Annotated in this window: 19 protein-coding genes; 9 read left to right on the forward strand and 10 right to left on the reverse strand. The window is 46.1% G+C overall.

Translation table 11 applies throughout. From position 1 onward, the window contains the following. Positions 1–185: 185 nt before the first annotated feature. Positions 186–854, reverse strand: a complete 669-nt coding sequence (locus L5M29_RS01200; RefSeq protein WP_113941046.1) for a glutathione S-transferase family protein — start codon at positions 852–854, stop codon at positions 186–188. Positions 855–932: 78 nt separating this feature from the next. Further along, positions 933–1,559, reverse strand: coding sequence for a glutathione S-transferase family protein (locus L5M29_RS01205; RefSeq protein ID WP_113941047.1), 627 nt, complete (start codon positions 1,557–1,559; stop codon positions 933–935). A gap of 196 nt (positions 1,560–1,755) precedes the next feature. On the opposite strand from L5M29_RS01205, the gene L5M29_RS01210 reads away from it, so the two are divergent. Continuing rightward, the gene (locus L5M29_RS01210; RefSeq protein ID WP_263165757.1) at positions 1,756–2,352 is read left to right on the forward strand and encodes a TetR/AcrR family transcriptional regulator; all 597 of its coding nucleotides are present in this window, start codon (positions 1,756–1,758) and stop codon (positions 2,350–2,352) included. Between the two features lie 93 nt (positions 2,353–2,445). Here the strand turns inward: L5M29_RS01210 and L5M29_RS01215 are convergent, their stop codons facing one another. Continuing rightward, on the reverse strand, positions 2,446–3,159 hold the full coding sequence (locus L5M29_RS01215) for a DUF2461 domain-containing protein (RefSeq protein ID WP_263165759.1): 714 nt from the start codon (positions 3,157–3,159) through the stop codon (positions 2,446–2,448). Positions 3,160–3,509: 350 nt separating this feature from the next. Between L5M29_RS01215 and L5M29_RS01220 the strand changes: the two genes are divergently transcribed. Next, on the forward strand, positions 3,510–5,729 hold the full coding sequence (locus L5M29_RS01220) for a TonB-dependent receptor (RefSeq protein WP_263165761.1): 2,220 nt from the start codon (positions 3,510–3,512) through the stop codon (positions 5,727–5,729). A gap of 134 nt (positions 5,730–5,863) precedes the next feature. After that, positions 5,864–6,427, forward strand: a complete 564-nt coding sequence (locus L5M29_RS01225) for a PhnA domain-containing protein (RefSeq protein WP_011790067.1) — start codon at positions 5,864–5,866, stop codon at positions 6,425–6,427. A 98-nt stretch (positions 6,428–6,525) separates the two neighbouring features. Here the strand turns inward: L5M29_RS01225 and L5M29_RS01230 are convergent, their stop codons facing one another. Continuing rightward, positions 6,526–7,731, reverse strand: a complete 1,206-nt coding sequence (locus tag L5M29_RS01230) for an MFS transporter (RefSeq protein WP_263165762.1) — start codon at positions 7,729–7,731, stop codon at positions 6,526–6,528. Between the two features lie 230 nt (positions 7,732–7,961). Between L5M29_RS01230 and L5M29_RS01235 the strand changes: the two genes are divergently transcribed. Further along, complete coding sequence (locus tag L5M29_RS01235) at positions 7,962–8,540, forward strand: MarR family winged helix-turn-helix transcriptional regulator (protein ID WP_263165765.1); 579 nt, start codon at positions 7,962–7,964, stop codon at positions 8,538–8,540. Positions 8,541–8,665: 125 nt separating this feature from the next. Next, complete coding sequence (locus L5M29_RS01240) at positions 8,666–9,679, forward strand: succinylglutamate desuccinylase/aspartoacylase family protein (RefSeq protein ID WP_028760658.1); 1,014 nt, start codon at positions 8,666–8,668, stop codon at positions 9,677–9,679. Between the two features lie 19 nt (positions 9,680–9,698). Here the strand turns inward: L5M29_RS01240 and L5M29_RS01245 are convergent, their stop codons facing one another. After that, a complete protein-coding gene (locus tag L5M29_RS01245) occupies positions 9,699–11,726 on the reverse strand; it encodes a methyl-accepting chemotaxis protein (RefSeq protein WP_263165767.1) in 2,028 nt (675 codons plus the stop codon). Positions 11,727–11,933: 207 nt separating this feature from the next. Here L5M29_RS01245 and L5M29_RS01250 point away from each other — a divergent pair, with 207 nt between their 5' ends. The 3 genes from L5M29_RS01250 to L5M29_RS01260 all read left to right on the forward strand — a co-directional run bounded on the left by L5M29_RS01250 (position 11,934) and on the right by L5M29_RS01260 (position 13,844). Beyond that, positions 11,934–12,560, forward strand: coding sequence for a fumarylacetoacetate hydrolase family protein (locus L5M29_RS01250; RefSeq protein ID WP_131525338.1), 627 nt, complete (start codon positions 11,934–11,936; stop codon positions 12,558–12,560). A gap of 23 nt (positions 12,561–12,583) precedes the next feature. Further along, on the forward strand, positions 12,584–13,195 hold the full coding sequence (locus tag L5M29_RS01255) for a Crp/Fnr family transcriptional regulator (protein WP_263165768.1): 612 nt from the start codon (positions 12,584–12,586) through the stop codon (positions 13,193–13,195). A 139-nt stretch (positions 13,196–13,334) separates the two neighbouring features. Then, positions 13,335–13,844: a YgjV family protein gene (locus tag L5M29_RS01260; protein ID WP_028760654.1), complete on the forward strand. Its 510-nt coding sequence runs from the start codon at positions 13,335–13,337 to the stop codon at positions 13,842–13,844. 129 nt (positions 13,845–13,973) lie between these two features. Here the strand turns inward: L5M29_RS01260 and L5M29_RS01265 are convergent, their stop codons facing one another. The 4 genes from L5M29_RS01265 to L5M29_RS01280 all read right to left on the reverse strand — a co-directional run bounded on the left by L5M29_RS01265 (position 13,974) and on the right by L5M29_RS01280 (position 19,280). Further along, complete coding sequence (locus tag L5M29_RS01265) at positions 13,974–14,216, reverse strand: hypothetical protein (protein ID WP_006080930.1); 243 nt, start codon at positions 14,214–14,216, stop codon at positions 13,974–13,976. Between the two features lie 194 nt (positions 14,217–14,410). Next, a complete protein-coding gene (locus tag L5M29_RS01270) occupies positions 14,411–17,152 on the reverse strand; it encodes a family 20 glycosylhydrolase (protein WP_263165771.1) in 2,742 nt (913 codons plus the stop codon). Beyond that, positions 17,149–17,991 (reverse strand): ROK family protein, encoded by an 843-nt coding sequence (locus L5M29_RS01275; protein ID WP_263165774.1) that lies wholly within the window; start codon positions 17,989–17,991, stop codon positions 17,149–17,151. The genes L5M29_RS01270 and L5M29_RS01275 overlap by 4 nt, the downstream gene beginning before the upstream one ends. After that, positions 17,988–19,280 carry an MFS transporter gene (locus tag L5M29_RS01280; protein ID WP_173245919.1) on the reverse strand — a complete coding sequence of 431 codons (1,293 nt, stop codon included), beginning with the start codon at positions 19,278–19,280 and terminating at the stop codon, positions 17,988–17,990. Before L5M29_RS01280 ends, L5M29_RS01275 begins: the two co-directional genes overlap by 4 nt. 504 nt (positions 19,281–19,784) lie before the next feature. Here L5M29_RS01280 and L5M29_RS01285 point away from each other — a divergent pair. Continuing rightward, a complete protein-coding gene (locus tag L5M29_RS01285; protein ID WP_263165776.1) occupies positions 19,785–20,714 on the forward strand; it encodes an AraC family transcriptional regulator in 930 nt (309 codons plus the stop codon). A 9-nt stretch (positions 20,715–20,723) separates the two neighbouring features. On the opposite strand, the gene L5M29_RS01290 is transcribed toward L5M29_RS01285, so the two are convergent. Continuing rightward, positions 20,724–22,268 (reverse strand): tryptophan halogenase family protein, encoded by a 1,545-nt coding sequence (locus L5M29_RS01290; RefSeq protein WP_263165777.1) that lies wholly within the window; start codon positions 22,266–22,268, stop codon positions 20,724–20,726. Between the last annotated feature and the right edge of the window lie 14 nt (positions 22,269–22,282).

The raw sequence follows: 22,282 nt of genomic DNA on the forward strand, positions 1-22,282 counted from the left end.
TGTAACAGAGGGGAAAAATAAGTGGCGCAGAGTGTAGCAGTTTTGCCCGATAACAGGCAGAAAAAAAGCCCCAAAGTAGCATCAACTTGCGGGGCTTTTTGTGGTTGAGTCACTGAGACTCATGGTGTATTCAGTACCAAAGGGTTATTTGCAGGCTATTCGCGCAATGACCGCTTAGCAGATGACTATTTCGTCACCATCTTTTGGATTTGCTTAGCCCGTTCTTCATCACTCATTTCCACAGGTGGCGGCGTGATTATGCCTTTTTGGCACGCGGGTCTGAGTGCTAACTCATCTAACCAACGTTGCAAATGGGTCAGACCTTCCATATTGATGCCGCTCCACTCGTGGATCCGCACCCAAGGCCAAGTTGCGATGTCGGCAATCGTGTATTCGTCACCAGCAAGGTATTGATTTGTAGCTAGTTGAGTATTCATAACCTCGAATAAACGTCGACCTTCTTTTTGGTAACGGTCAATGGCTGCGGGGATTTTTTCAGGGAAGTACCTAAAGAATACGTTGGCTTGTCCCATCATGGGGCCGACGCCGCTCATTTGGAACATTAACCATTGGATCACCTGCGAGCGTTTTTTAGGATCGGCTGGCAGGAATTTACCTGTTTTTTCGGCGAGATACAGCAGAATCGCACCCGATTCGAATACCACAAAATCCGCGTTATCGCGGTCGATAATGGCGGGAATGCGACCATTGGGATTGATGGCAATAAACTCGGGCTGTTTTTGCTCATTGGTGCTGAAATCTAATTTGTGGACGCGATATTCAAGTCCCATTTCTTCCAGTGCGATGGAAATTTTAAAACCGTTAGGGGTCGCGGCTGTGTATAAATCTATCATGATGATTCCTTTAGGTTATAACGCTTATAGCTACTCACTTTAGTGTCCATGAATATTCATCATCAGGCATTAGCGCCGCTATTTTTTAGGGGTTAACGATACTATGGCAGGACGCTGCGCCATAGTGTTGAACCAAGCCTTGAGATGCGGCAAGTTATCAGTCACTTCGATGTCTAAATTTTTAATAAAACTGATAAAAACGTAAGCCGAAATATCGGCAATGCTGAATGCATCGCCTGCCACAAAGGGTGACTTGCTCAATTGTTGGTCTAAGGTTGGTAGGAAGTCAATGACCCTTTGGCGTGATTCTGCGCCCCAAGACTCGACACAATTTTCCCTGTCTTTATAGACACCGCTTAAATTACGAAAGGCTTGAAACCCGACCATTAATCCTTGTAACTCTATGATGCGTTGCCACATTTCTACTTTGGCGCGCTCAAGCGGTGTATTACCAAACAGTGAACGCTCACTCGGGTGGATTTCGTCTAAATAGCGGCAAATGGCAACAGATTCACACAGGTAGCTGCCATCATCGAGTTCGAGCAGTGGAATGCGGCCATTTGCACTTTTGGCTTTAAACTCAGCGCTTAAATTTTCTCCTCCGCGGATATCGACGTTCACTCTTGGCACTTCTATGCCTTTTTCCGCAAGAAAAATACTGACGCGGCGTGCGCTGGGAGTCGGAGCTAATTCGTAGAGTTTCATCTAAAGTCCTGTAGTTTTTATCAGTGCTTTATGCTCGATTTGGGCACATAAGGCTTTTTCTGAACGTTCGGTTAGGTTAGAATTTACGCCATATCTAAACGAACAGTCAAGAATGATTTACCCCTCAACTTTCTGTAGCAAAGAGGAATGGTGAAGCTGAACGTGAACGCGTATTCAAGAGATTAGGTCGCAGGCTATGGCACGGAGTTGTAATTTTGATCGGCAAGAAAAACTCATATTGGCGATGGAGCTTTTTTGGCAAAAGGGCTTTGCCGAAACCTCGATTTCCGATCTCGTCGGCCATTTAGGCATTAATCGATTTAGTCTCTATAACAGCTTCGGCGACAAGCAGAATCTTTACCGCGAGTGCCTCAGTTTCTACCTTGATCATTATTCTTTTGGCGCTTCAGATACTTTGCTGCATGAAAAAGCGGGCTTAGCTGAAATAGAAGCTTATTTAGCGCGCTTTGTTGCTTTGCAGAGGGAGCAAAAGTATGGCTGTTTTATGCAAAATGCCGTGCTCGAAAAGAGCCTTAACGATGAAAGTGTGCTGCAGGAATGTCAGCGATTATTTTGTCGATTACAGACCTCATTCATCCAAGTGTTACAAGTTTGCCAAGCGCGTGGAGAGCTATTAGCCCATGTGCAACCACATCAAGTTGCTGCTTTTTTAGTGCTGCAATTACAAGGGATTAGAGTGTTAGGCAAGGCGGGCGAATATGAGTTGTTAGACAATGCGTTTGTTGTATTGCAAGACTATTTACGTAGTTTGAGTGCTAATCAGACGGCATAACTGCAAATGACATAGTTTGATTGGCCTAGGTTTTTGCCTAGGCCATGTTTTTTAGAAATCTATTTTTTAAAAGTTTATTTTTAAAAGCTATTTCTAAAAGTCCAAGTCCAGCGCAAAACACAGATAGGCCATCAGTTGAGTGCAGCGTGCAAACTGCTCGGCACAAAAACTGGCTGCATCTGGGCGGCAGAGTTCCTCAAAGGCGATATTTTTAACTGCGATAAAATCTTTTCGTTTTAGCTCTATCAGCATAGGGTGGTTTTTATCAAATCCCTTTGGTGGTCGAGTTAAGCTATCGCCATCCATATTAAATCCATGACTTTGTAAGGTTTGTAGCGCCTTTTTATAGCCGTTGGGATTCTCATCGATGCAAGTGCGAATGGCATTTAAGGCTTTCGATTCTGGGTGCCAAATCCCAGCAGCAATAAAACAGCCATCTTCAGCGATATGTAGATACAGTCCCGGGGCATGTACGTCTTTGCCCTGAAAATGGCGAAATTGAATGCCGACATTGGTTTTATAGGGCGTTTTATCTTTGCTAAAACGGCTGTCTCGCTGGGGACGCATCAAGCTGCCGCCGACTTTTTTTGGTACGGCAGTGAGCCTAGGCGAGAGGGCGAGGATACTGGGCTGCATTTGCTCGATAAACTGCAGTGCAGGCGTTCGCACTGTTTCTTCGTATTCCGCCTGATGGGCTTTAAACCAGTCGCGGGAGTTGTTTTGTGCCAGTTGATTTAAAAATTGCAGGCTCGCCGCGCTGAACGTTGCACCAGTCGCGATGGGGATTTTAGTTGTTAGAGTGGCCATTATCAGGGAACCTTATTAATGCCGATAAACCGAGCATAAGCAGTATTAATGCCGATTGAGGAGCAAGGTGAGTTGCTGACATATCCTTCCATATCGCCCGCTCGTTCTTACTCACGATAGTTAAGACACTATAGTTAAAACACGATAGTTAAGACTGCCAAATAGGGTGCCAATACTGCCATCCTTCGGCAAGATCTTCACTTAAATTTTTGCATTGTGCCGCTTCTACCTTGTTTTCAATAAGTCGGTTATTTACACGTAAAGCTAAGTGAGAACTATTCTTATCTTTCTCGTTAGTGCCTATAATGCCGCCCTATTTTTAGATTGGTTTGTTAATAGGATGACGTTGAATGGGTTGCCTGCCTAAGTGTGATAAGTGGAAAGCGAATAGAAATCTGTCGCTTATGGGATTATGTATATTGCCCTCAATGCCGTTGTACGCCGCTGAGGTATTGGGCGAGCCTAAGGTTGAGCCGATTGAGATCCTGCAGGTTCATGGGCAGCAATATCGCAGGGCTATCACAGTCGCTAAACCCGGTGAAGCGATTATTTCCATGGATCAAATCGAGGAGATGCAGGCGACAACTTTCGCCGAAGTGATCGATGATATGGCGGGGGCGCATATCGATGGCGGTACCCGCAGTGGCGGTGAGCGGATTAATATCTGGGGCTTTGGCGAGACTGAAGATTTTAACGTTTATGTAGATAATGCCCCGGTGGGATTTGAGCAGTATCGTTACGGATCATTTTTCCTCGATCCTGACCTCATCAAACGAGTGGAAGTGATTAAAGGTGCCCATGATGTACGCTCGGGCAATGGGGGTTTTGGTGGTGCCATGTATGTGGTCACTAAATCGGCTGATGATTTTCTTAAATATGATCAATCCCTTGGCGCGCGAGTCAAAACCAGCTACGCCAGCAATAATGACGCTATGGGTTATACGGGGACAGTTTATGGCCGCGTGAATTCACATCTATCTGGCTTGCTGCATCTTACGCGTCGCGATGCGGGGGATGTCACTTTAGCCAATGGTGAAGAGTTTGAATATTCAGGTTATGAGCAAAATAACTACCTAGGTAAGATGGATTACACGCAGGGCGATCACCAATTAGCCTTGAGCGTGACCCATTATCTTGATGAGGGCCGCAAACCTTGGGCTAACCGCCGTGGCCCTATGCCTGCAATTTCGGACTACAACATCAAAAAGTACGGTTCCTACGAGCAGGCTCTGTATGCCACAACTGCCTACAACACCTATGAAGACAACACTTGGTCGGCAAATTATCGCTATTCGCCGAGTAATCCCCTGATCGATACCCAAGTGGTGATTTCCCATTCGGCGAATGCACGCCACTGGGTAAGACCCGATATCGCGTGGGAGAAAATGACGGTTTCTGTAGGCAACTTCGGTCACGAATCTTGGCTAGACTATAAACGTGACTACATTGATATCAACAACTTGAGCTTGATTGGTGACCATGAGATCACCACCGGATTACAGTACCGTAGTCTTGACCGCACTTCGTTAGTGTTTAACAAAAGTTATGAAACAAATCCCGAGAAAAACTTTGGCTGGTACACGCCTTATTATCAACCTGAAGGCCGTCAAGATACCTATGCTGCCTATATTCGCGATGCAATTCATCTTACTAATGACTTAACTGTGACTCCCTCGCTGCGATATGACTTTATCTACAGCATAGGTCGACCAAATATTGCACCAGATTACAATGATATTGCTGCGGGCCATGATTATAGCTCAACCCATCATTCGGGGTTCTCACCAAGATTAGGCATAGATTATCAACTGACAAATCACGCTCGGTTAAACTTTGATTACGCTTATAGCTTGCAAGCCCCTGTGGTGGATGAGATTTATGCCGTGCAATACGCTAAAGCCAGCATTACCGGCACGAGTCGCGACATTGATGTCGAACGCTTACATGCCTTCAAATTAGGCCTAATGACGCAGCATCAGCATGTACTTGCCAATGAGGATGCTTTGTCGACGCAAATCACCCTGTTTGCCAATTTAGGTCGTGATGATATTGCCCAGCGCCGCGGAGCTAAGTCTGATAAAAACCAGTTAATTCAAAGTGGTTACACAAATCTTGATGGTTACCATATTTACGGTGCCGATTTTGAAGCCCAATATCGCTATCAAGATGTGTTCAGTGATCTTGCGGTTTCATGGCTACAAGGACAGCACAATGGGTCACTCAGAGACAGCCAAGATGACGATGAATATTTAGCTAACATAGCCCCGCTCGATATTCGATTGCGTTTAGGCATGTATATCACAGATGACATTTCTATCGCTTGGCAGGGCGCTTGGTATGATGCGCAAACCAATGTTCCCCACGGTGATATCTTTAATGCCGAGTCGCCAAGCGAGAATTATTTCCTACAGAATGTGTATCTCGCCTATGAACCTCAAGCCATCTTAAAGGGATTAAGTGTGCGTTTGATGGTAAAAAATCTTACGGATCTGCAAGTGGTGCCGTTTCTCTCCGATGGGATCCCCGCAGTTGGGCGTGATGTTCGTTTGAGTTTAGCCTATGAATTTTAAAGACTAATCACCAAGGCTGTGTGGACTAGGCATATATAGCTCATAAAAAATAGGGTTATATTGCCTCAGCCCCCTGCCGAAAAATGCCAGTTTATGGCATAATCCGCGTTTTACTAGGCATATAGAACAGAAAAATGACTGAAAATGAATTGCTAAGTCGCTGTGGCGGCAAGTGTGAACTGTGTGGCAGCGAGCTTGAACTCTCTATTTATGATCTGCCAGCCTCCGATGGCCGTGACAATGAGATCATGATTTGTGAAACCTGCAGTGGCCAAATTGCGGCACCGGATACCATGGACATGAACCACTGGCGTTGTCTGAATGACAGCATGTGGAGTCCTGTACCGGCAGTTCAAGTGATGTCATATCGTATGCTTAAGCGCTTAAATGGCGAAAGCTGGGCGCAAGATTTGCTGGATATGCTTTATCTTGAAGACGATTTAAAAGCGTGGGGTGATGCCGAAGTTGCCGCAGCAGGTGACGATGCTACGCCAACGTTAGACAGTAATGGTGCAGTGCTCAATGCTGGCGATACTGTGGTCATCATCAAAGACTTAAACGTGAAAGGCACTAGCTTTGTAGCTAAGCGTGGCACAGCTGTGCGTAACATTGCTTTGACCAACAACCCAGAGCATATCGAAGGCCGCGTTAACGGTACTCGTATTGTGATTCTGACGTGCTTCGTTAAAAAGTCTTAAGTTTCGCTTAGTGTGAGCGCGATTTATTTAGCTCAACACAATAAAAACCGCCATGATCGTTAGCCGACATGGCGGTTTTTTTATTTTAAATTAGATGGTTAAGATACACAGCGGGTGATTTGATATTGGCGTGCATAGCCCTGCGGATTAAATTGCCAAGATAATATCCACGTGATCACACTTAAGCCACCGAGTAATAACCAAGCACTGTTAAAGCTGTTGAAGTTATCGCGAATTAATCCGGCAATCCAAGGCGAGATAGCCGCTATGGTATATCCCACACCCTGCACGAAGGCGGTTAATTTACCTGCTAACATAGGATTCTGTTGATGATCCATAGTGACAATCAGCCCGAGTGGAAAAATCCCGCCAATACCTAATCCTGCAAGTCCCGCCCATAAAAATAGCGATACTTGAGGGGCGAGTGCCAGTCCCATAAAGCCAATGAGTTGTAGCAAGCAGAGTAGGGCTATGATGGCGCGTCTATCCGTCGACTTGCTGGCAAGCCAAGGAAACACTAAGCCCGCGATCACTTCCATGCTGGTTAAAAAACCTAACACTAATCCAGATTGAGTTTGGCTATAACCTAGCTCGACCGCGTAGGGTGCTAACCATGCAAGTACGCAGACATAACAACTTGTGCCTAATGCAAAAAATATCGCCAATAGCCAACTGCGACGAAAACGCCAAAAGTTAAGTTGCAAAGCTTGCTCTTTTGCTTGGCTCGGTAATGCGGCTTTATGTTTAATCAGGAGCCACAGCACGAGTGCGAATATGCCTAGCCAAGTCCAATGACCTAGACCCGCGCGCCAACCTAAGTTCATCTCGATAAAAGGCGCGCTACTCGCCGCTAATGCGGCGCCGCCCATAATGGCGGTGACGTAAAGCCCCATCATTAAGGGCACCCGTTCACCGAAATTAAGCTTAATCATGGCGGGCATTATGGTTTGAATGAGGGCGATTGCGACCCCTGCCAGTAATGCCGAGCAGATAAGCCAATTGGCATCTATTGTCCAGAATCGCATTGCAGTAGCGGCGATCAGCAGTAGCAATGATCCTGTCATTACGGTATTGAATCCTAAGCGTTTGGCGATACTAAAGCCTACAAAACAACCCAGTCCCATGGCGAGCACGGGCAGCAATGTCAGCATAGATGCTAAGGTAAAACTTAAGCTGATATCCTTTTGTATGCTGGGCAGTAAAGGCCCAACGGAGGCGAGAATGGGTCGTAGATTTAGACCAATAAGGATGAACGCGAGTCCGAGCAGCAATAAATTCGCTTTCTCTGTCAGGGGGGATCGCATGGATTGTCTCCAAAAATAAGCTGAGTTTGATTTGCTGAAAAAGTGATTTGTAGCAGCATTTAGCATACTCATGATGATTTCCCTTCAACAACAGTAGGTTGAAACCACATCACTACAATTCAAAAAGAATCTCTTTCAGATGTATCTTGATATAAAGATATTTTAATTCTGCGAGAAAATGACTAAGATGTAAAGAATGATGTAAAGAATCTTTATATTGAGATAAACCTATGACAGCTAAAATGACGCTAACTAATGCCAGTCCTGCGGATACTAACGCGAGTTCTACGGATACAAAGAAAGCGGATTCGAATACCAAAGAAGATGGCCTCGATAGAATTGTTGAACAGTGGCAACAGCAAGGTGTGACTGAGGATTTGATCCCTATGGCTGTGCTCGGGCGAATCGCTCGTTTAACGAAATATATCGAAGTGGTACTGCTGCAATGCCACGCCGAATTTGGCTTAGGTCAGGGCGAGTTCGATGTACTCGCCACCCTAAGGCGTTCGGGTGAGCCGTTTACACTCTCACCTTCACAGCTTTATCAGAGCATGATGCTAAGTTCTGGCGCTATGACGAGCCGTTTAGACAGACTCGAGAATAAGGGGCTGATAGCGCGAACGCACAGTAAGGAAGACCGCCGCGCCGTCCATGTCTCGTTAACTGCTGAGGGTAAGGCGCTCATTGATAAGGCATTGCCGCAGCATATTCAATGTCAGAGTGCATTGTTAGCGGGCGTGAGCGCTGAAGATAGACCTATGTTGTTGCAGATTTTAAAATCTTGGCTGAACCAATTTGAGCCGCAATAATTCGTTTAAAATCCCACTTTAGTCTTTAAAGTAGGCTGATATGCAATAGCGGATCATTTTGGCAAAAATGCGGTAAACATGAGCCAACCGCGCGGGATAACATTTGATAGAACAAGGGAGTTGCCATGGTAAAAAGACGTGAAGCATTTGAATTAGCGGGAAAACGAGTCACAGCTGGGACGCAATTAGGGATCAAGCTGCCAGCCGCTAAGTTGTATACCGATACGCAACTCGATATTCATGTGGAAGTGTTTCACGGAGCCAAACCTGGCCCGACTTTACTGGTTTGTGCCGCTATTCATGGGGATGAACTCAATGGTATCGAAATTTGTCGGCGTTTATTAGCCAGAGTGAATCCAAAGAATCTGACTGGCACGTTAATTGTGGTGCCAATAGTGAATGTGTTTGGTTTTATTCAGCAATCCCGTTATTTACCCGATCGTCGCGATTTAAATCGTTGCTTTCCTGGTTCTAGCAAAGGGGCGCTCGCAAGCCGTTTAGCTAATCTGTTCGCCACTCAGTTATTAGTTCATGCAACCCATGTGATTGATTTACATACAGGGGCCGTCCATAGGGATAATTTGCCGCAAATTCGCTGTGATACTAATGATGAGACTATGCTGGCCATGGCGAATGCCTTTGGTGCGCCGCTTATTATGCATTCTAAAGCGCGCAGTGTTTCTATGCGAGGTTATGCTAATCAACAGGGTATTCCTTGCATTTTATATGAGGCTGGAGAGGCGTTACGTTTTAGCGAGTTGTCGATAAAATCTGGCCTCAAAGGTGTGCTCAATGTGATGCGCAGTTTAGACATGCTTAAAGGGCGAGTGAGTAACAAAGGCGCGAGTGTCAGTGCTATTCGCAGTTATTGGGTTCGTAGTGAATCCGATGGTTTAGTGAATATGAAGCTTAAACTTGGCCAGCGGGTGACTAAGGGTTATATCATTGCCCATATCGTCAGCCCCCACGGCGGTGACAGTGTGGCCATTCGCGCGCCAACCGACGGTATTATCATAGGAATAAGTAATATCCCTGTGACTAACGAAGGTGAGGGCATGTTTCATATCGCCCAGTTCGAAGGTGACGAGATTGAAATTGCCAACGAACAGCTCGATGAATTCCTGATGGAATATGCCTAGATTCTAGGTCCCATCACCTCTACAGTTTAAACCGCTCCACTGAGCTGGTGAGTGAATGGGCAAGCAGAGTGACTTCGTTGCTGCGTTTGGCCATGTCCATAGCTTCATTGGCATTTTGGTCTGCAGATTGTGCCGCCTCACTCATGCTCGACTCAATCCGCTGGCTGTAATCTAACTGCTCGTGGGCGGCGTGGGTGATCTCTAGGCTCATGTCATTGAGCGTATGTAAGGTGCTTTCTATATGGGCGATAGCATCCTGCAGGGTTTGGCTTTGTCCGACACATTCGTTTGCCTGATTTTGACCTGTGGTAATTGCACTCGCTGCCGTGGAGGTCTCTTTTTGCAGGGCCGTGATTATGGTTTGAATTTCAGCGGTGGCAGCTTGGGTACGTGAGGCCAGGGATCGCACCTCATCGGCCACGACGGCAAAACCACGACCATGTTCCCCCGCTCTGGCGGCTTCAATGGCGGCGTTCAGTGCAAGCAAATTGGTTTGTTCGGCAATGCTGCTAATGGTGGTTAAAATGCTGCCAATATTATCGCTTTGAATGCTCAAGCGAGACATGACTTCAACTGAGCTACTTAAACGGGCGCTCAGTTCGGCAATTTTATTGCGATTATCATCGGCAATTTGCTTCACTTGATTACCGTATTTCGAGGCTTGACTGATTTGTCTCGCCGACTCACTGGCCTGTTCTGTCACTAGATTTGAGCTAGTAAACATCTGTTCTGCTAAGGCTTTCGTTTCATCGACTCGACTGATTTGCGCCGTTGCGGCATTGGCGATGCGCTGGCCTTGCTCATTGGTTTGGGTGGCAGAGCTGTCCAATGAATGGGCATTTTGGCTGATATTGGTTAACAGCTTGGCAAGATCGTCACTCAAGGTATTCATGTTATCGATTAGGGCACCAAATTCATCGTTATGGCGTTTATGAATGCGTTTAGATAAATCCCCTCGGGCGATACTGGCGAGTGCGCCGTTCACTAAGGCCAAGGGATTGAGCATGGCCTTGGAGGTGAAGAAAGAGATAAAGCTCACCATGATGATAAATACCAGTGCTAGTACAATCGCTAAGGTTTGACCCTGTTGAATATCATTACTGGCGATGGTTTGCAGGCTGGTAAATCGGCGGTCGGCTAAGTTGATTAACTTATCTAAGGCGAGATTATTCGCATTAAACTCTTTATCGGCATCGAGGTAATGTTGCTCTGCTTGTCGTTGTGCCTCAACTACGGCTTCCTGCACTTTATAAAGTTCGGCAGGCGCTGCGAGTAAGGTATTGATAATCGCATATTCTTGCTCGAATATTTGCAGTAATCCTAAGGTATCAAGCCCATCTGTTTGTTGTTTTAAAAAGGTAAAGTTAGTGGTGAGGTTCCCCAGTAAAATACCGACATCCTGTAGGTGCGATTGAATAACATCCAAACTTTGAGTGTGGATCAGTTCCCCCATAGTGTTGGCTAGCGTATAGAGCATGTCGTCAATGCGAGTACCTGTGCCGACAATTTCTTCGAGTAAAGTCGGATTATCGGGGATGGAAAGAGTTTCGAGATCAATCATCGCATTACTGGCGTTGGTCTTGGCATGGATAAAGCGCTCAAAGAGTTGCAGGTACTGCCGTTTGGCTTGTTCATTGGCGAGTTTAGCGCTAAACATGGCTTGGCTTTGCTGCAAATAGGCTTGGTATCTTGCTTGCGCTTCGTTCAGGGATGTTTGCATCTTAGGTTGATCTGCAACTCGCTTAATTAACTCATTTTCGATACTTTGATATTTCTTCTGCAGCGCGGTAAATGCTTGCTGACTTTTGGTTAAGGCGACAGTGTCTTGCTGACTATGGGCTAGGGTGGCAAGGCGTGACATTTTTAATAGCACTAGTTGTAAGCTATTACTCTGCTTTTGCACGGGTACGGCTAAGGTTTCAATATTTTGATAGGCGGTTTGTACTTGGGAGAGTGAATAGTAGAAAAAGCTACTGCCAGCGATGAGCAGCGCGCCAATTGCACTAAAACTAAAGATGATTTTTTGTTTTATGGTAAGCGTTAACATAGTGCGAAAACCTCTTCTATGACTGTCCCTGTAAAATGGGTTTATTAATGGTTAGATCGCTGTTTTCGTTGAAATATTGATTTAAGTGTAGCAGAGTTCGTCATAAGTACAGTGATTAGTTCAATTGAACGTTTAGATTTAATTTAGGTTAACTAGTTGGTTTTATTATTTAAAATAATTTCAACCCTATCTTGAAAAGGATTAAAGATGAAATCAGTCGTGTTAGGTGAAAACCTTATCGTACCGACAAAAATTCTCTGCATTGGGCGTAACTATGTTGAGCATATCCATGAATTAGGTAACGAAATCCCCGAGGATATGGTGGTATTTTTAAAGCCCAATTCGGCTATTTCGACTGTGCTTCATTCTGAGCATCAAGGGGAAACCTTGCATTATGAAACCGAGCTGTGTTTTATGTTTCAAAATGGCCGTTTCAGTAGCGTCGCCGTCGGTTTAGATCTCACAAAACGTGATTTGCAAACTAAGTTAAAAGCTAAGGGATTACCTTGGGAGCGAGCAAAAGCCTTCGATGGTGCTGCGTTATTCAGTCCGTTTGTGGCGATTGATGATGCAGAGGCACAGCTGCATTTCACCTTGAGTATCAACGATAACTTGGTCCAAGAGGGGCATATCGATTTAATGATTTACAAACCTCAGACCATATTGTCCGAGCTACAGGCATTTATCAGTCTCGATGAGGGCGATATCGTAATGACAGGCACGCCCAAGGGCGTGGGAAGCATTCCCGCTAAAAGTGTATTTAACGTCACGCTGAGCCGTGGCCTGCAAGCGAGTGCTGAACCCTTACTCGAATGGCAGTGGTTAAGTGTTTAGTGATAAATCGCTGAGTAGCTCGCATGATTGAACCTGATGACGTAAAAAAGACTGCTGTATTGCAGGTGCCAATTTGTCAGCCACTGCAACAATTTTTGCTTGCGTTAGGGGCGAGTCAAGGCGCTGTTGAACGTTACTTACCACAGTTTAAAGCGTTGAACGTGCCGGCGGGAGAGGTGCTTCTTGGCCAAGGAAATGAGCAGTCACAGGCATATTTTGTTGTGGATGGTATCGTGCGGGCTTGCCATTATACTCAGGAGGGCACAGAGCGATGTAAGGAGTTTTATTTCGAGGGTGAACTGTGTTTTTTGTATGTCAGTTGGCTTAAGCAAATTCCCGCTCGTTACCAATTAGAGGCCTTAAGCGCCTGTAAACTTATCCAAATGCCGTTATCTGTGTTGGATGATACTTCGCTGCAGTCAGTGCAAATTGGGTTACTTAAACAGCAATTATTGTATAAAGAACAAAAGGAAGCCTTTTTACTGCTGCACACACCTGAGCAACGTTATCTGTATTTACGCGAACATTCACCACTTTGGCTTGAGCGGTTAAGCCAAGGTCAGCTAGCTAATTATATTGGCATTACGGCAATCAGTTTGTCGCGTATGCGTAGACGACTTCAAGACTCTCTTTAATGGTTTTTGCTCCCAGTTAACTTAAGTTAATGCGCTAAAGCGCGATTCCCATGATGCTGCGCCTTAAGTTGCGCTCTCAAGTCTATAAGGCTTTCAATCTGAGTGCGCATTATTGCTTAAAGCGAAGGAGCTTAATAAGTTGACTGCGTTTACTTTGTCTCAAATTTTGGTGGCGATAGCCATTATCTTCGATCTGATTTCGTTTCAATTTAAAGCGCGGGAGCGGATAGTCGCCTGCCTTTTTGTGTCTGGCATCTTGATTTCAATTCATTTTTGTTTGCTGGAGCAATGGACTGCCGCAGGCTTAATGGGCATAGCCACAGTGCGTTATCTCACCAGTATTTTTACCACCTCAAAAGTAGCCCTATGGTGTTTCTCTATTGCTGCACTTGTGATGAGCATTGTGACCTTTAATGGGGTAACGACTGTGATCAGTTGTATAGGCACCTTGTTTCAAACCCGCGCCGCATTCTGTCAAAGGGATAAAGATCTCAGGCTGCTTATGATAGTCGGAACCAGTTTTTGGCTCGTTCACAATGCCTTAGTGGGATCGCCTGTGGCAGTGTTAATGGAGGTACTCTTTATTGGCAGCAATTTGGTGGGCTATTATCGACACTATTTTCGTGGGCAGCTTAAGCAACTGCCGTGATCAGTTTAAATAATCTCATTGATAATTAGAGAGATATTTATTTTATAACGGCTAATCACAGGGACTGTTGTAATCGTCGCTTGGCCGTCGATGTGAAGCTAATGCCAGTGTGGGTTGGCTCTGGAATGATTAGAGTCCCGCGACGGCTTCCATATCGAGTTCAATATCTGTGCAGCCTTTAGCACAGTAAATTCCTGCGGCTTGTTCGGCTTTTGCCTGCTCTGGCAATATAACTTTAAGTGTCTGTTTACAGCTAGGACATTGCACTGGCTTACCTTTAAATACCCGTTTAATGAGATTTTTCTGTTCATTGAACGAGGTCGCTGTGGTTTGGTTTAACACGGCAAAGGGGCTAGTAGAAGCAGTTGTCATCGGTTGGCGGATCCTTAGGCTTGATAAAGTACTATCACGAGAGTGTCATCGCGAATAGCGAGATTATAGCCTGAGTTGCGCTGTTATTGAAAAGCCTCAATGTAAGCTCATGCTTAACCCATCGACCAGTGGTATTAATAGTCAATTAACGCATCGGCCATCACATACGATGGCCGACATTGTGCGAGAAACGACTAGAGGGTGTTTTGCCAAGTCGATGGGCGAGAGTAACGCGCGCCATCTTTGACTCTGGCGCGGATGTGTTTGACATCATTAAGCTTGAAAGCTTGGCGGTAGCTTAGCCAAGGTCCTGAGTCGAGTTGGTATTCCAACTCGGCATTGGGATATAAGCTATTGAGCACTAACTGCTGATGTTCAACACGTATTCCAGGCGGTGCTATGCGGTAGAAAACTCCTGCTTTTGCTAACTTAGGTTGCACTTTATTGGCGTAAACCGCAGCGAAAACTTGCCAATCCTGTTTGAGGACTTGCTCGGCTTGGCCATTGAGTTGGCGGGCAAAATGTTGAGTTTGCTGACTATAGATTTTACCTTGATAATCATAGGCTAATTCCCATGGTGCCTTATGCCATGCCCGTTCGGCGAGGGCGACCATGCGCGGGAATAACATGTATTCTGCTTGCTCGTCCGATTGCACCATTTCGCTCCAAAGATGTCCCTGCAAGCCGTAAAAACCGCGGCCAGCATGCAATTGGCTTTGAGTATCATCTGAGGTAAAGGGTTGATTAAGCGTGTTACGCCAGCGCTCGGCATGTGCGGGCAGATTATCGGGCATAAAGCTAAACACCTTAAAACTGTCTATTGCCCTCGAGGCCCAATGATTGCCGCGCTCATCTGGATGGCTAGCGTAGGGGAAATCGAAATAGGTGACTTCTGGCGTTGAGATAACGACCTTCCATCCAAGATTTGCTTGCTTATGGGCGATTTGATGGCCGTTGTTTGAAATCTGCGACCAAGCGTTAGATTGCACTTGGGCGGGCATGTTTTCGGGGCGCACTTCACCCATGCCATCATTCCAACCAGCGGCAATAATTCCTTTCTCTGCCAACATGTTCGCAACTCGCTCGATAAAGTAACCATTGAGCGAATGCAGTCCGGCTAACTCATCGGCTTTTTGTTGCTTCATCGCGATACACGCGGGGGATTCTACCCAAGCGCCTGCGGTTTCATCGGCGCCTATGTGGTAATGCACTAAAGGAATGCCTACGGCTTGGTGCATCTTTTTAACTTCATCAATCACAGTATCGATAAAGTGATAGGTGCTCGGCAGACACACATTGAGTGTGTTGTCGTGGTAATACTGAATCGACGAATATTGGGTTTTATCTGTAAATTCAGTCAGTAAAAACTCCTCCGCCTTAGCTTTGTCTCCCTTGGCGAGGTAATGGTGATAACGCGCCTCCATGGATTTTATTGCGGCGCGTGAATGCCCCGGCATGTCCAGTGAAGGGATCACTTCGATATGGTGAGCATCAGCCAGTTGTAATATTTCTTGGTATTGCGCCACGGTTAAGTAGCCATCGACGGGGTTTACGTCCGCTATGCCACTGCCCAGTTGTGGCAATAAACAGCTTTGCTCGGTTAAATCGAAACAGCGTTTTGCACCCACATCGGTCAGTTCGGGTAAGCCGGGGATGGCTAAACGCCAGCCTTCATCGTCGGCTAAGTGCAAATGCAGCTTATTGATTTTATAGGCGGCGAGCTGTGGGATAATGCGTTTAATAAAATCGAGCGAGTGAAAGTTACGGGCTAAATCGATATGCAGGCCACGAAAGGCGTAGCGAGGTTGGTCTTGAATATCGATGGCGACCAGTTGATCGTCACTTAAACTGATCAGCCCAGCTAGGCTTTGTAGGCCATAGAAGAGTCCTGCTTCACTGCTCGCTCGAATACTGATTTGCTCAGCCGTTATGGTTAACCGATAGGCTTCGCTGTTTTTAATTTCACTATCATGGGCTTCAGTGCTTGCGACTTTAGGAGCTTGAGTATCGAGTTGCAATAATAGCGGCGTGCCTTTGTCCTTGGCCGAAAAGCCTAAAGAATCGAGGTAATCAAATGCCGCTTGCCGTCCTTTAAAATCGACAGTCGCAGCCGTGAGTCGATAACCTTTGGCAAGGGATAAAGGCGCCGAGTTTAGGCTTTGGCTATGAAGTGGCGTGGGGATAAGTTTGCCGCTAATGTCAGGTGCTTTGTCTGCGGCTAAGGCTTGATATTGCTCTGCTAAATACTGGCCATCGGCAAAGGGGGTTGCATCGTTTTTTGCCAGTAAGAATTGTTTCTCTGCATTAAAGGGCGCCAGGTAGTCTTGCTCGGCTAAACCAGTTTCTTTATCGCGCCTTGTTTGAGTGCTCTTTATGATCTGCGCCTTATCGCCCATAGCGACAAAGAAGTTTGGCATAAACTCGGAACGGGTGATTTGGCTACCTTTGCTATAAAACTCAATACGATAAACTTGATTGGCGACGAAGCCCTTAAAGCTGGCTTTAGGAGTGATTTTATGTAAATCGCCATTGATATGCTCAATGCTAAAGTCACCCGCATCTACGAAATAAACGGGCGATAATTGGCTGAAATAAATTTGCCAGTCGCCGTGATTTAACTCTTCGCTGGATAACTTGTCGTTGGATAACTGAGTGGGCAAGGTCAGCTCAATGGCAGAGCGATAGCATTGGGCTTCTTTAGCGGGACAGGTTTCAAGATAACTAGCGGTTAGCTGATAATTTAATTGGAGCTTATCGGCCAATTGATTCAGCGCGACATGATTTGCCTCCTGCACAGCATTGGCGGCCTGTACTGATGGCATCGCAAGTATTGAAAGCACCGACGCCACGGGAAGCACTGCCATCATGCCGCTGACTAAGGCCGTCTTAATCCTCTGCCACTTTATTATCCCTTTCTGTGTTATTTGTCCTTTCACTTAGCTGAGTCCTTTTGTTGTAAAAACCACTGCGCGGCACCTATGAGGGCTGCATTGTGATGTTGGCTGGCTGAAATCGTCAAGTCTGTCAGTTGCGGGCCATAGACTAAGCTTTGCAATTTCTGTTTAAGCGCTTCAATAAAAAAGGGAAAGCTTTGGCTGACTGAGCCGCCAAGGATGATATCTTTGGGATCGTATACCAGTAAGCTTTGGGCGATCATGTGCGCCAAGTGTTCGCCAAAATGGGCGAAGGCTTGTAGCGCTTGGCTGTCACCTTCACAGGCTTTTTGGTACAAATGCTCGCCACTCATGTGATGATGAGTGGTGAAGTATTGCCCCGAGCAGTAGTGCTCAATAATGCCATCACGATAACTCAAACTACCTATTTCACCTGCGGCGCAATGTTTACCCGAATACAACTGACCATTAAAAATCACCCCAGCGCCTACGCCAGTGCCTAAGGTAATCCCGAGCATGTCTTGATTGTGATTGAGTACAGCTTCGCCGAGGGCAAAGAGGTTAGCGTCATTATTCACAACAACATCCATTTCAAAGGTATTTTGCAGTTGCTGGGCTAACCGCGTTGCCGTTAGTGCTGGGATGTTGAGCACTTCGAGTAAAGTGCCGCTGTGCATATCCACCATACCGGGCACCCCGATGGAAACTCCATTGGTTTCAGGCGTGAGGTGGCTGTGGATACAGGTCACGAGGAAATCGAATAACTGTTCGAAATTGCCATCGGCGGGAACAGGATACCGCCAAGTGTCGAGTAAGGTTTTACCTTCCACCTGTGCCAACATCAGTTTAGTTCCCCCAAGATCTAAACATAGGACGCTCATAATAGCTTGTTGCCTCTCGTGTTGTTTGTTGCCATCGGCTCGTCATTCTTTGAGGCCGCTTTTGTTGAAAATAATGTGGTGTTTTTAATTAAGGGACGAGCCGTTAGGGCGACATAGCCTATGTATGCCATAGGAATTAACAGCACTAACATCCCGAGCCGTAATTCGCCGGACAGCTCACTGATAACACCAATGATCGGCGAGATAAACGCGCCGCCGATAATGCCGGTACAGAGAATGCCGGCGAATGATCCATGATCTTGAGTGCGCGAATTAAGCGCCAGCGAGAAGATCACCGACCACATGATAGAAATGAAAAAGCCAACCAATGGGAAACAAATTAATGTTAGTTGGCTCGGTCCCCAAATCGCCACCAGAAAACAAACCAGTGAACTAAGGGAAAAACTGAGCAGCAAGATCTGACTGTCGATAAGTTTAAGTAGTAGCAAACCGAGTAGGCAGCCGAGCGTCATGTAAAACCAAAAATCGCTAACCACATTGGCGCCGACACTTAAGGTATCAAGACCATGATATTGCAGCAAAAAGACTGAGATACTGTTAGCAAGCCCTTGCTCAAGCGCAACGTAGGCGGCGATAGCGAAGAAGAATTTCAAAACGGTTTTATCTTTGAAAAGGCGTAAATGGGTCTCGAGGGCACCTGCCGACTCATCTGCCAGTTTATTCACTTTGGGCATCTTCACTAGGCTGGCAAAGAGCACCATGGCGAGCGCGACCACGGCGAATAACCAATACATAGCGAGCCAACTCATGTTCTCGGGCAATAGCTGTTGCACATAGTTGGCTGATGCAACACTGGCTTGATCTAAGGCGACAAAATGCTGATACACCAGCGGCGCTAAGGTCGCGGCGCCGCCAAAGGCAAGTTGGGCCAGTACGGAGAAAAAGGCAAAATGCTCAGGCCCCGCAGCTTGTCGCAATAAGGGATTCACTGCTACCTGCAATAAACTCATGCCAGTGCCAATACAAAACAGGCTAAACATGGCGATGCTAAAGGTGGGCAGACACACAAAAGTCACGGCGCCGATAAACGCCAGGCTAAAGGCTAAGATGATCACCCGCTTTTCACCGTACTTGTCCACCAAAATCCCCGCAGGAATCGATGTCACGCCGTAGGCGATAAAAAACGCAAAGGGAAATAACCCCGCCAACGTCAGGCCGATAGCATAACTGTCAATTAACGCAGGGAAAATCGGCCCCATGCTGTTGGTCATCAAAGAAATCACAAAGAAAGTGCAGAGAACAAACAGAATGATGAGTTTGTGTTTCATGTGCTTAGCCAATTGAATTAAGTGAAATTCATTGTGGCTTGACGCTCGCCTTGGTGGTGATACGAATGGTGCCTCTGTCGATACTTTTCTCACATAGTCAAATCGTGTTCGCGCTGATTTAGCTGATTTACATCAGGTGCTGTAAATACTTGCTGTAGATAGTGGGCAGCAGATAGCTGCTGCGGATGAGCATAGATAAAACGGTGTTTTAGCCTCTGCTGATAATGTGTTTACTTGTAAAATAGTTACCTTTAATTAACATTGGATAGAATAGTATTGGAGTGGCGGATTCTAGTATCACTGCAAGGCTGACTTGCTATAGACAATAGTGCGCGTGGCACTGCTATTTCTCGGCTCAAATAGGTCACAGCTGGCATTTAAAAATAAGGACTAAGTGGTTGAATAATTAAACAGGGTGGAATAACCGCTAGCTTGAGTGAATGCGTTGTTGTGTAAGGGCTGATTGAAGCTAAAGAAAAGGAATGAGCAACTGGAGTTTAATGGATGAAACCTCTGTGTGAAAAAGTGATCCCCGATGAAAATAGCTCTTGGCGTTACTTTCGTTATGAATGGGACCACATGGATCTCAATTGGCATTATCACCCCGAGTACGAAATCTGCTTAACCCTCAACAGTTATGGTATGCGTTATGTGGGCGACCATATTGCCCGTTATGGCGATTATGATTTAGTGATCATAGGCCCAGATATGCCCCACGGCTGGCAATCCGAGGTTAACCTTGGTGTTTCAACTGACGAGATATCAAATGGCAACGCGCTAAAAGACGACACTTCGAATGCGAGAGTGCAGGAAGTTGTTTATGTGGCACAAATTCCAGCGGTCTGGCTACACCAAATTGTGAATGAGCAACGTGAGTTAGCGTCTTTGCATTCACTTTTGACCCATGCCAAACGAGGTGTGTTGTTTAGTGAGGAAACGGCGCGTAAGGCCCATAGTGTGTTTATCGAAATGGAGACGGCCAATCCTTTTAGACGCTATATTTTGTTATTGGAATTATTAGCGTTATTACAACAGGATAGTCAGCAAGAACTCTTGTCGAGCACCTTGTTTACCCACGGTAGTAAACTCGACTTTACCGTGAAAAAGCTCGATAAAGTGATTGAGCATATTTATGACAATTACACTCAGGCCTTGTCGGCACAGGATTTGGCAAAGTTAGCGCACATGAGCACCAATCATTTCCATCGATTCTTTAAAAAACGCACCGAGAAAACCTTAACTGAGTTTATCAATCAACTCAGGATAGCTAAGGCGTGCAAGTTACTGCTGTCAAATCAAAGCCCGATATCAACCATCAGCGATCAGTGTGGTTTCAACAACTTATCCAATTTTAATCGGCGTTTTATTCAATTTAAAGGTGTCACGCCGAGTCGTTTTCGTCAGTGCTTTAGCAGTAAACAAAGGGCAATTTAACCATCCTTATCACGGATGCTTAGGCTGAAAATACTGCTCCACTAAGGTTTGGCTGTAGCGTATCGCTTGCGCCGTGATCTCCGCTGAAATCGGCTCAAATGGACGCTTCAGTTTTGGGTCGCGGTAATCCATTCCCGCTAACAGCGCATACCAAGAAGGGCGAAAGTAGGCGAGTTGCTGATCGTATTGGTAAAGCAGTAAATCAAAGTCTTCCCCTTGATACCAAGCTTGCAATAGTTGTGTCAGCCTTTGGGAAATGGTGACTTTTCTCGCCGCCGACCAATAGGGTTCACTGCGCTGGCTGGTGACATAATGGGCCTGAATATAATCCTTTATGCCGAGCACTAACTGCATGACTGCCTGATTGAGTGTTTGTCGACTTAAGGTCTCTGCCTGCTTATTCAATTGATAGCGTTCGAATAACGACATAAATTTTTCAAGGGTGAATTGGGTCATCATGATCGATGTGGCTTCGAGTGGTTCGATAAAACTTTGCGCAAGTCCTATCGCCAGCACATTGTTGTGCCAAGCCTTGTCACTGACACCGACCCGCATCTTGAGAAACCGTACTTGGGTTGATTCAGGCAGATTAACACTGTGCAATAATTCTTTGGCCGCGGCATTGGCACTGAGGTGGCGACTGCTATAAACATAGCCATTGCCAAGCCTGTGGGTGAGAGGGATTTGCCATAGCCAGCCTGCACTGAGCGCCGTTGCGCGGGTATGGTACTTGGCCTGCTGTGCTTGTGTTTGCAATGCTTGGGCTTGCAGCATTTGGGTTTGCTGTGTTTGAGTGGTGTCCATTAATGCAGGTACAGTGACGGCGCTGTCGTTGAGCAGTTCATTGGCGAAGGATTGAAAGGGTACGCCTAGGGTTTTATGAATCAACTTAGCGCTAAAGCCACTGGCATCGATAAAAAAGTCGGCGTTAAGTCGTTCGCCATTCGCCAGCATTAAGGTGTCTATATGTTGGTTTTGGGATGTTGAAACTTCAATGACATCGCCGATGAGGTGTTTTACGCCGCGTTGGCAAGCGTATTCTTTTAAGTAGTTGGCAAGTTCAGTGGCATCGAAGTGATAGCCGTATTCGTTAGCGTAGGGCAACGCTTTATTCGGCCTTGGGCTGAGATTGTGTTTGGCCAGTACGCCGCTGGAGAAGAACGCGTCGGGTTTAACGGCACTGCCATGACCGCGGCGTCTTGCATTGGCGTTGATAAAGAAAACTTCAGCGGGTTTCACATCCATTTGACAATAGAAGGGATGAAAGTATTGCTGCCCGTCCCCATTCCAGTTGATGAAATCGATGCCAGTTTTATAGCTGGCGTGGCATTGTTCCATCCAATCTTTTTCGCTAATGCCTAAGTTGTCCATAAAGCGTTTCAAGTGTGGCGTTGAACCTTCACCAACGCCTATGGTGCCTATGTTGTCCGATTCCACTAAACAGAGTTCAATGGCGGCAAATACGGGATTATTCGCGAGGGCGGCCGCGGCCATCCAGCCTGCGGTGCCGCCACCTAAGATAATGATTTTTCTGATTGCTTGTTTCACTTTCATGGCTTATACCTCTG

It is taken from the genome of Shewanella sp. SM95, from assembly GCF_025653595.1.
Taxonomy (GTDB): domain Bacteria; phylum Pseudomonadota; class Gammaproteobacteria; order Enterobacterales; family Shewanellaceae; genus Shewanella; species Shewanella oncorhynchi.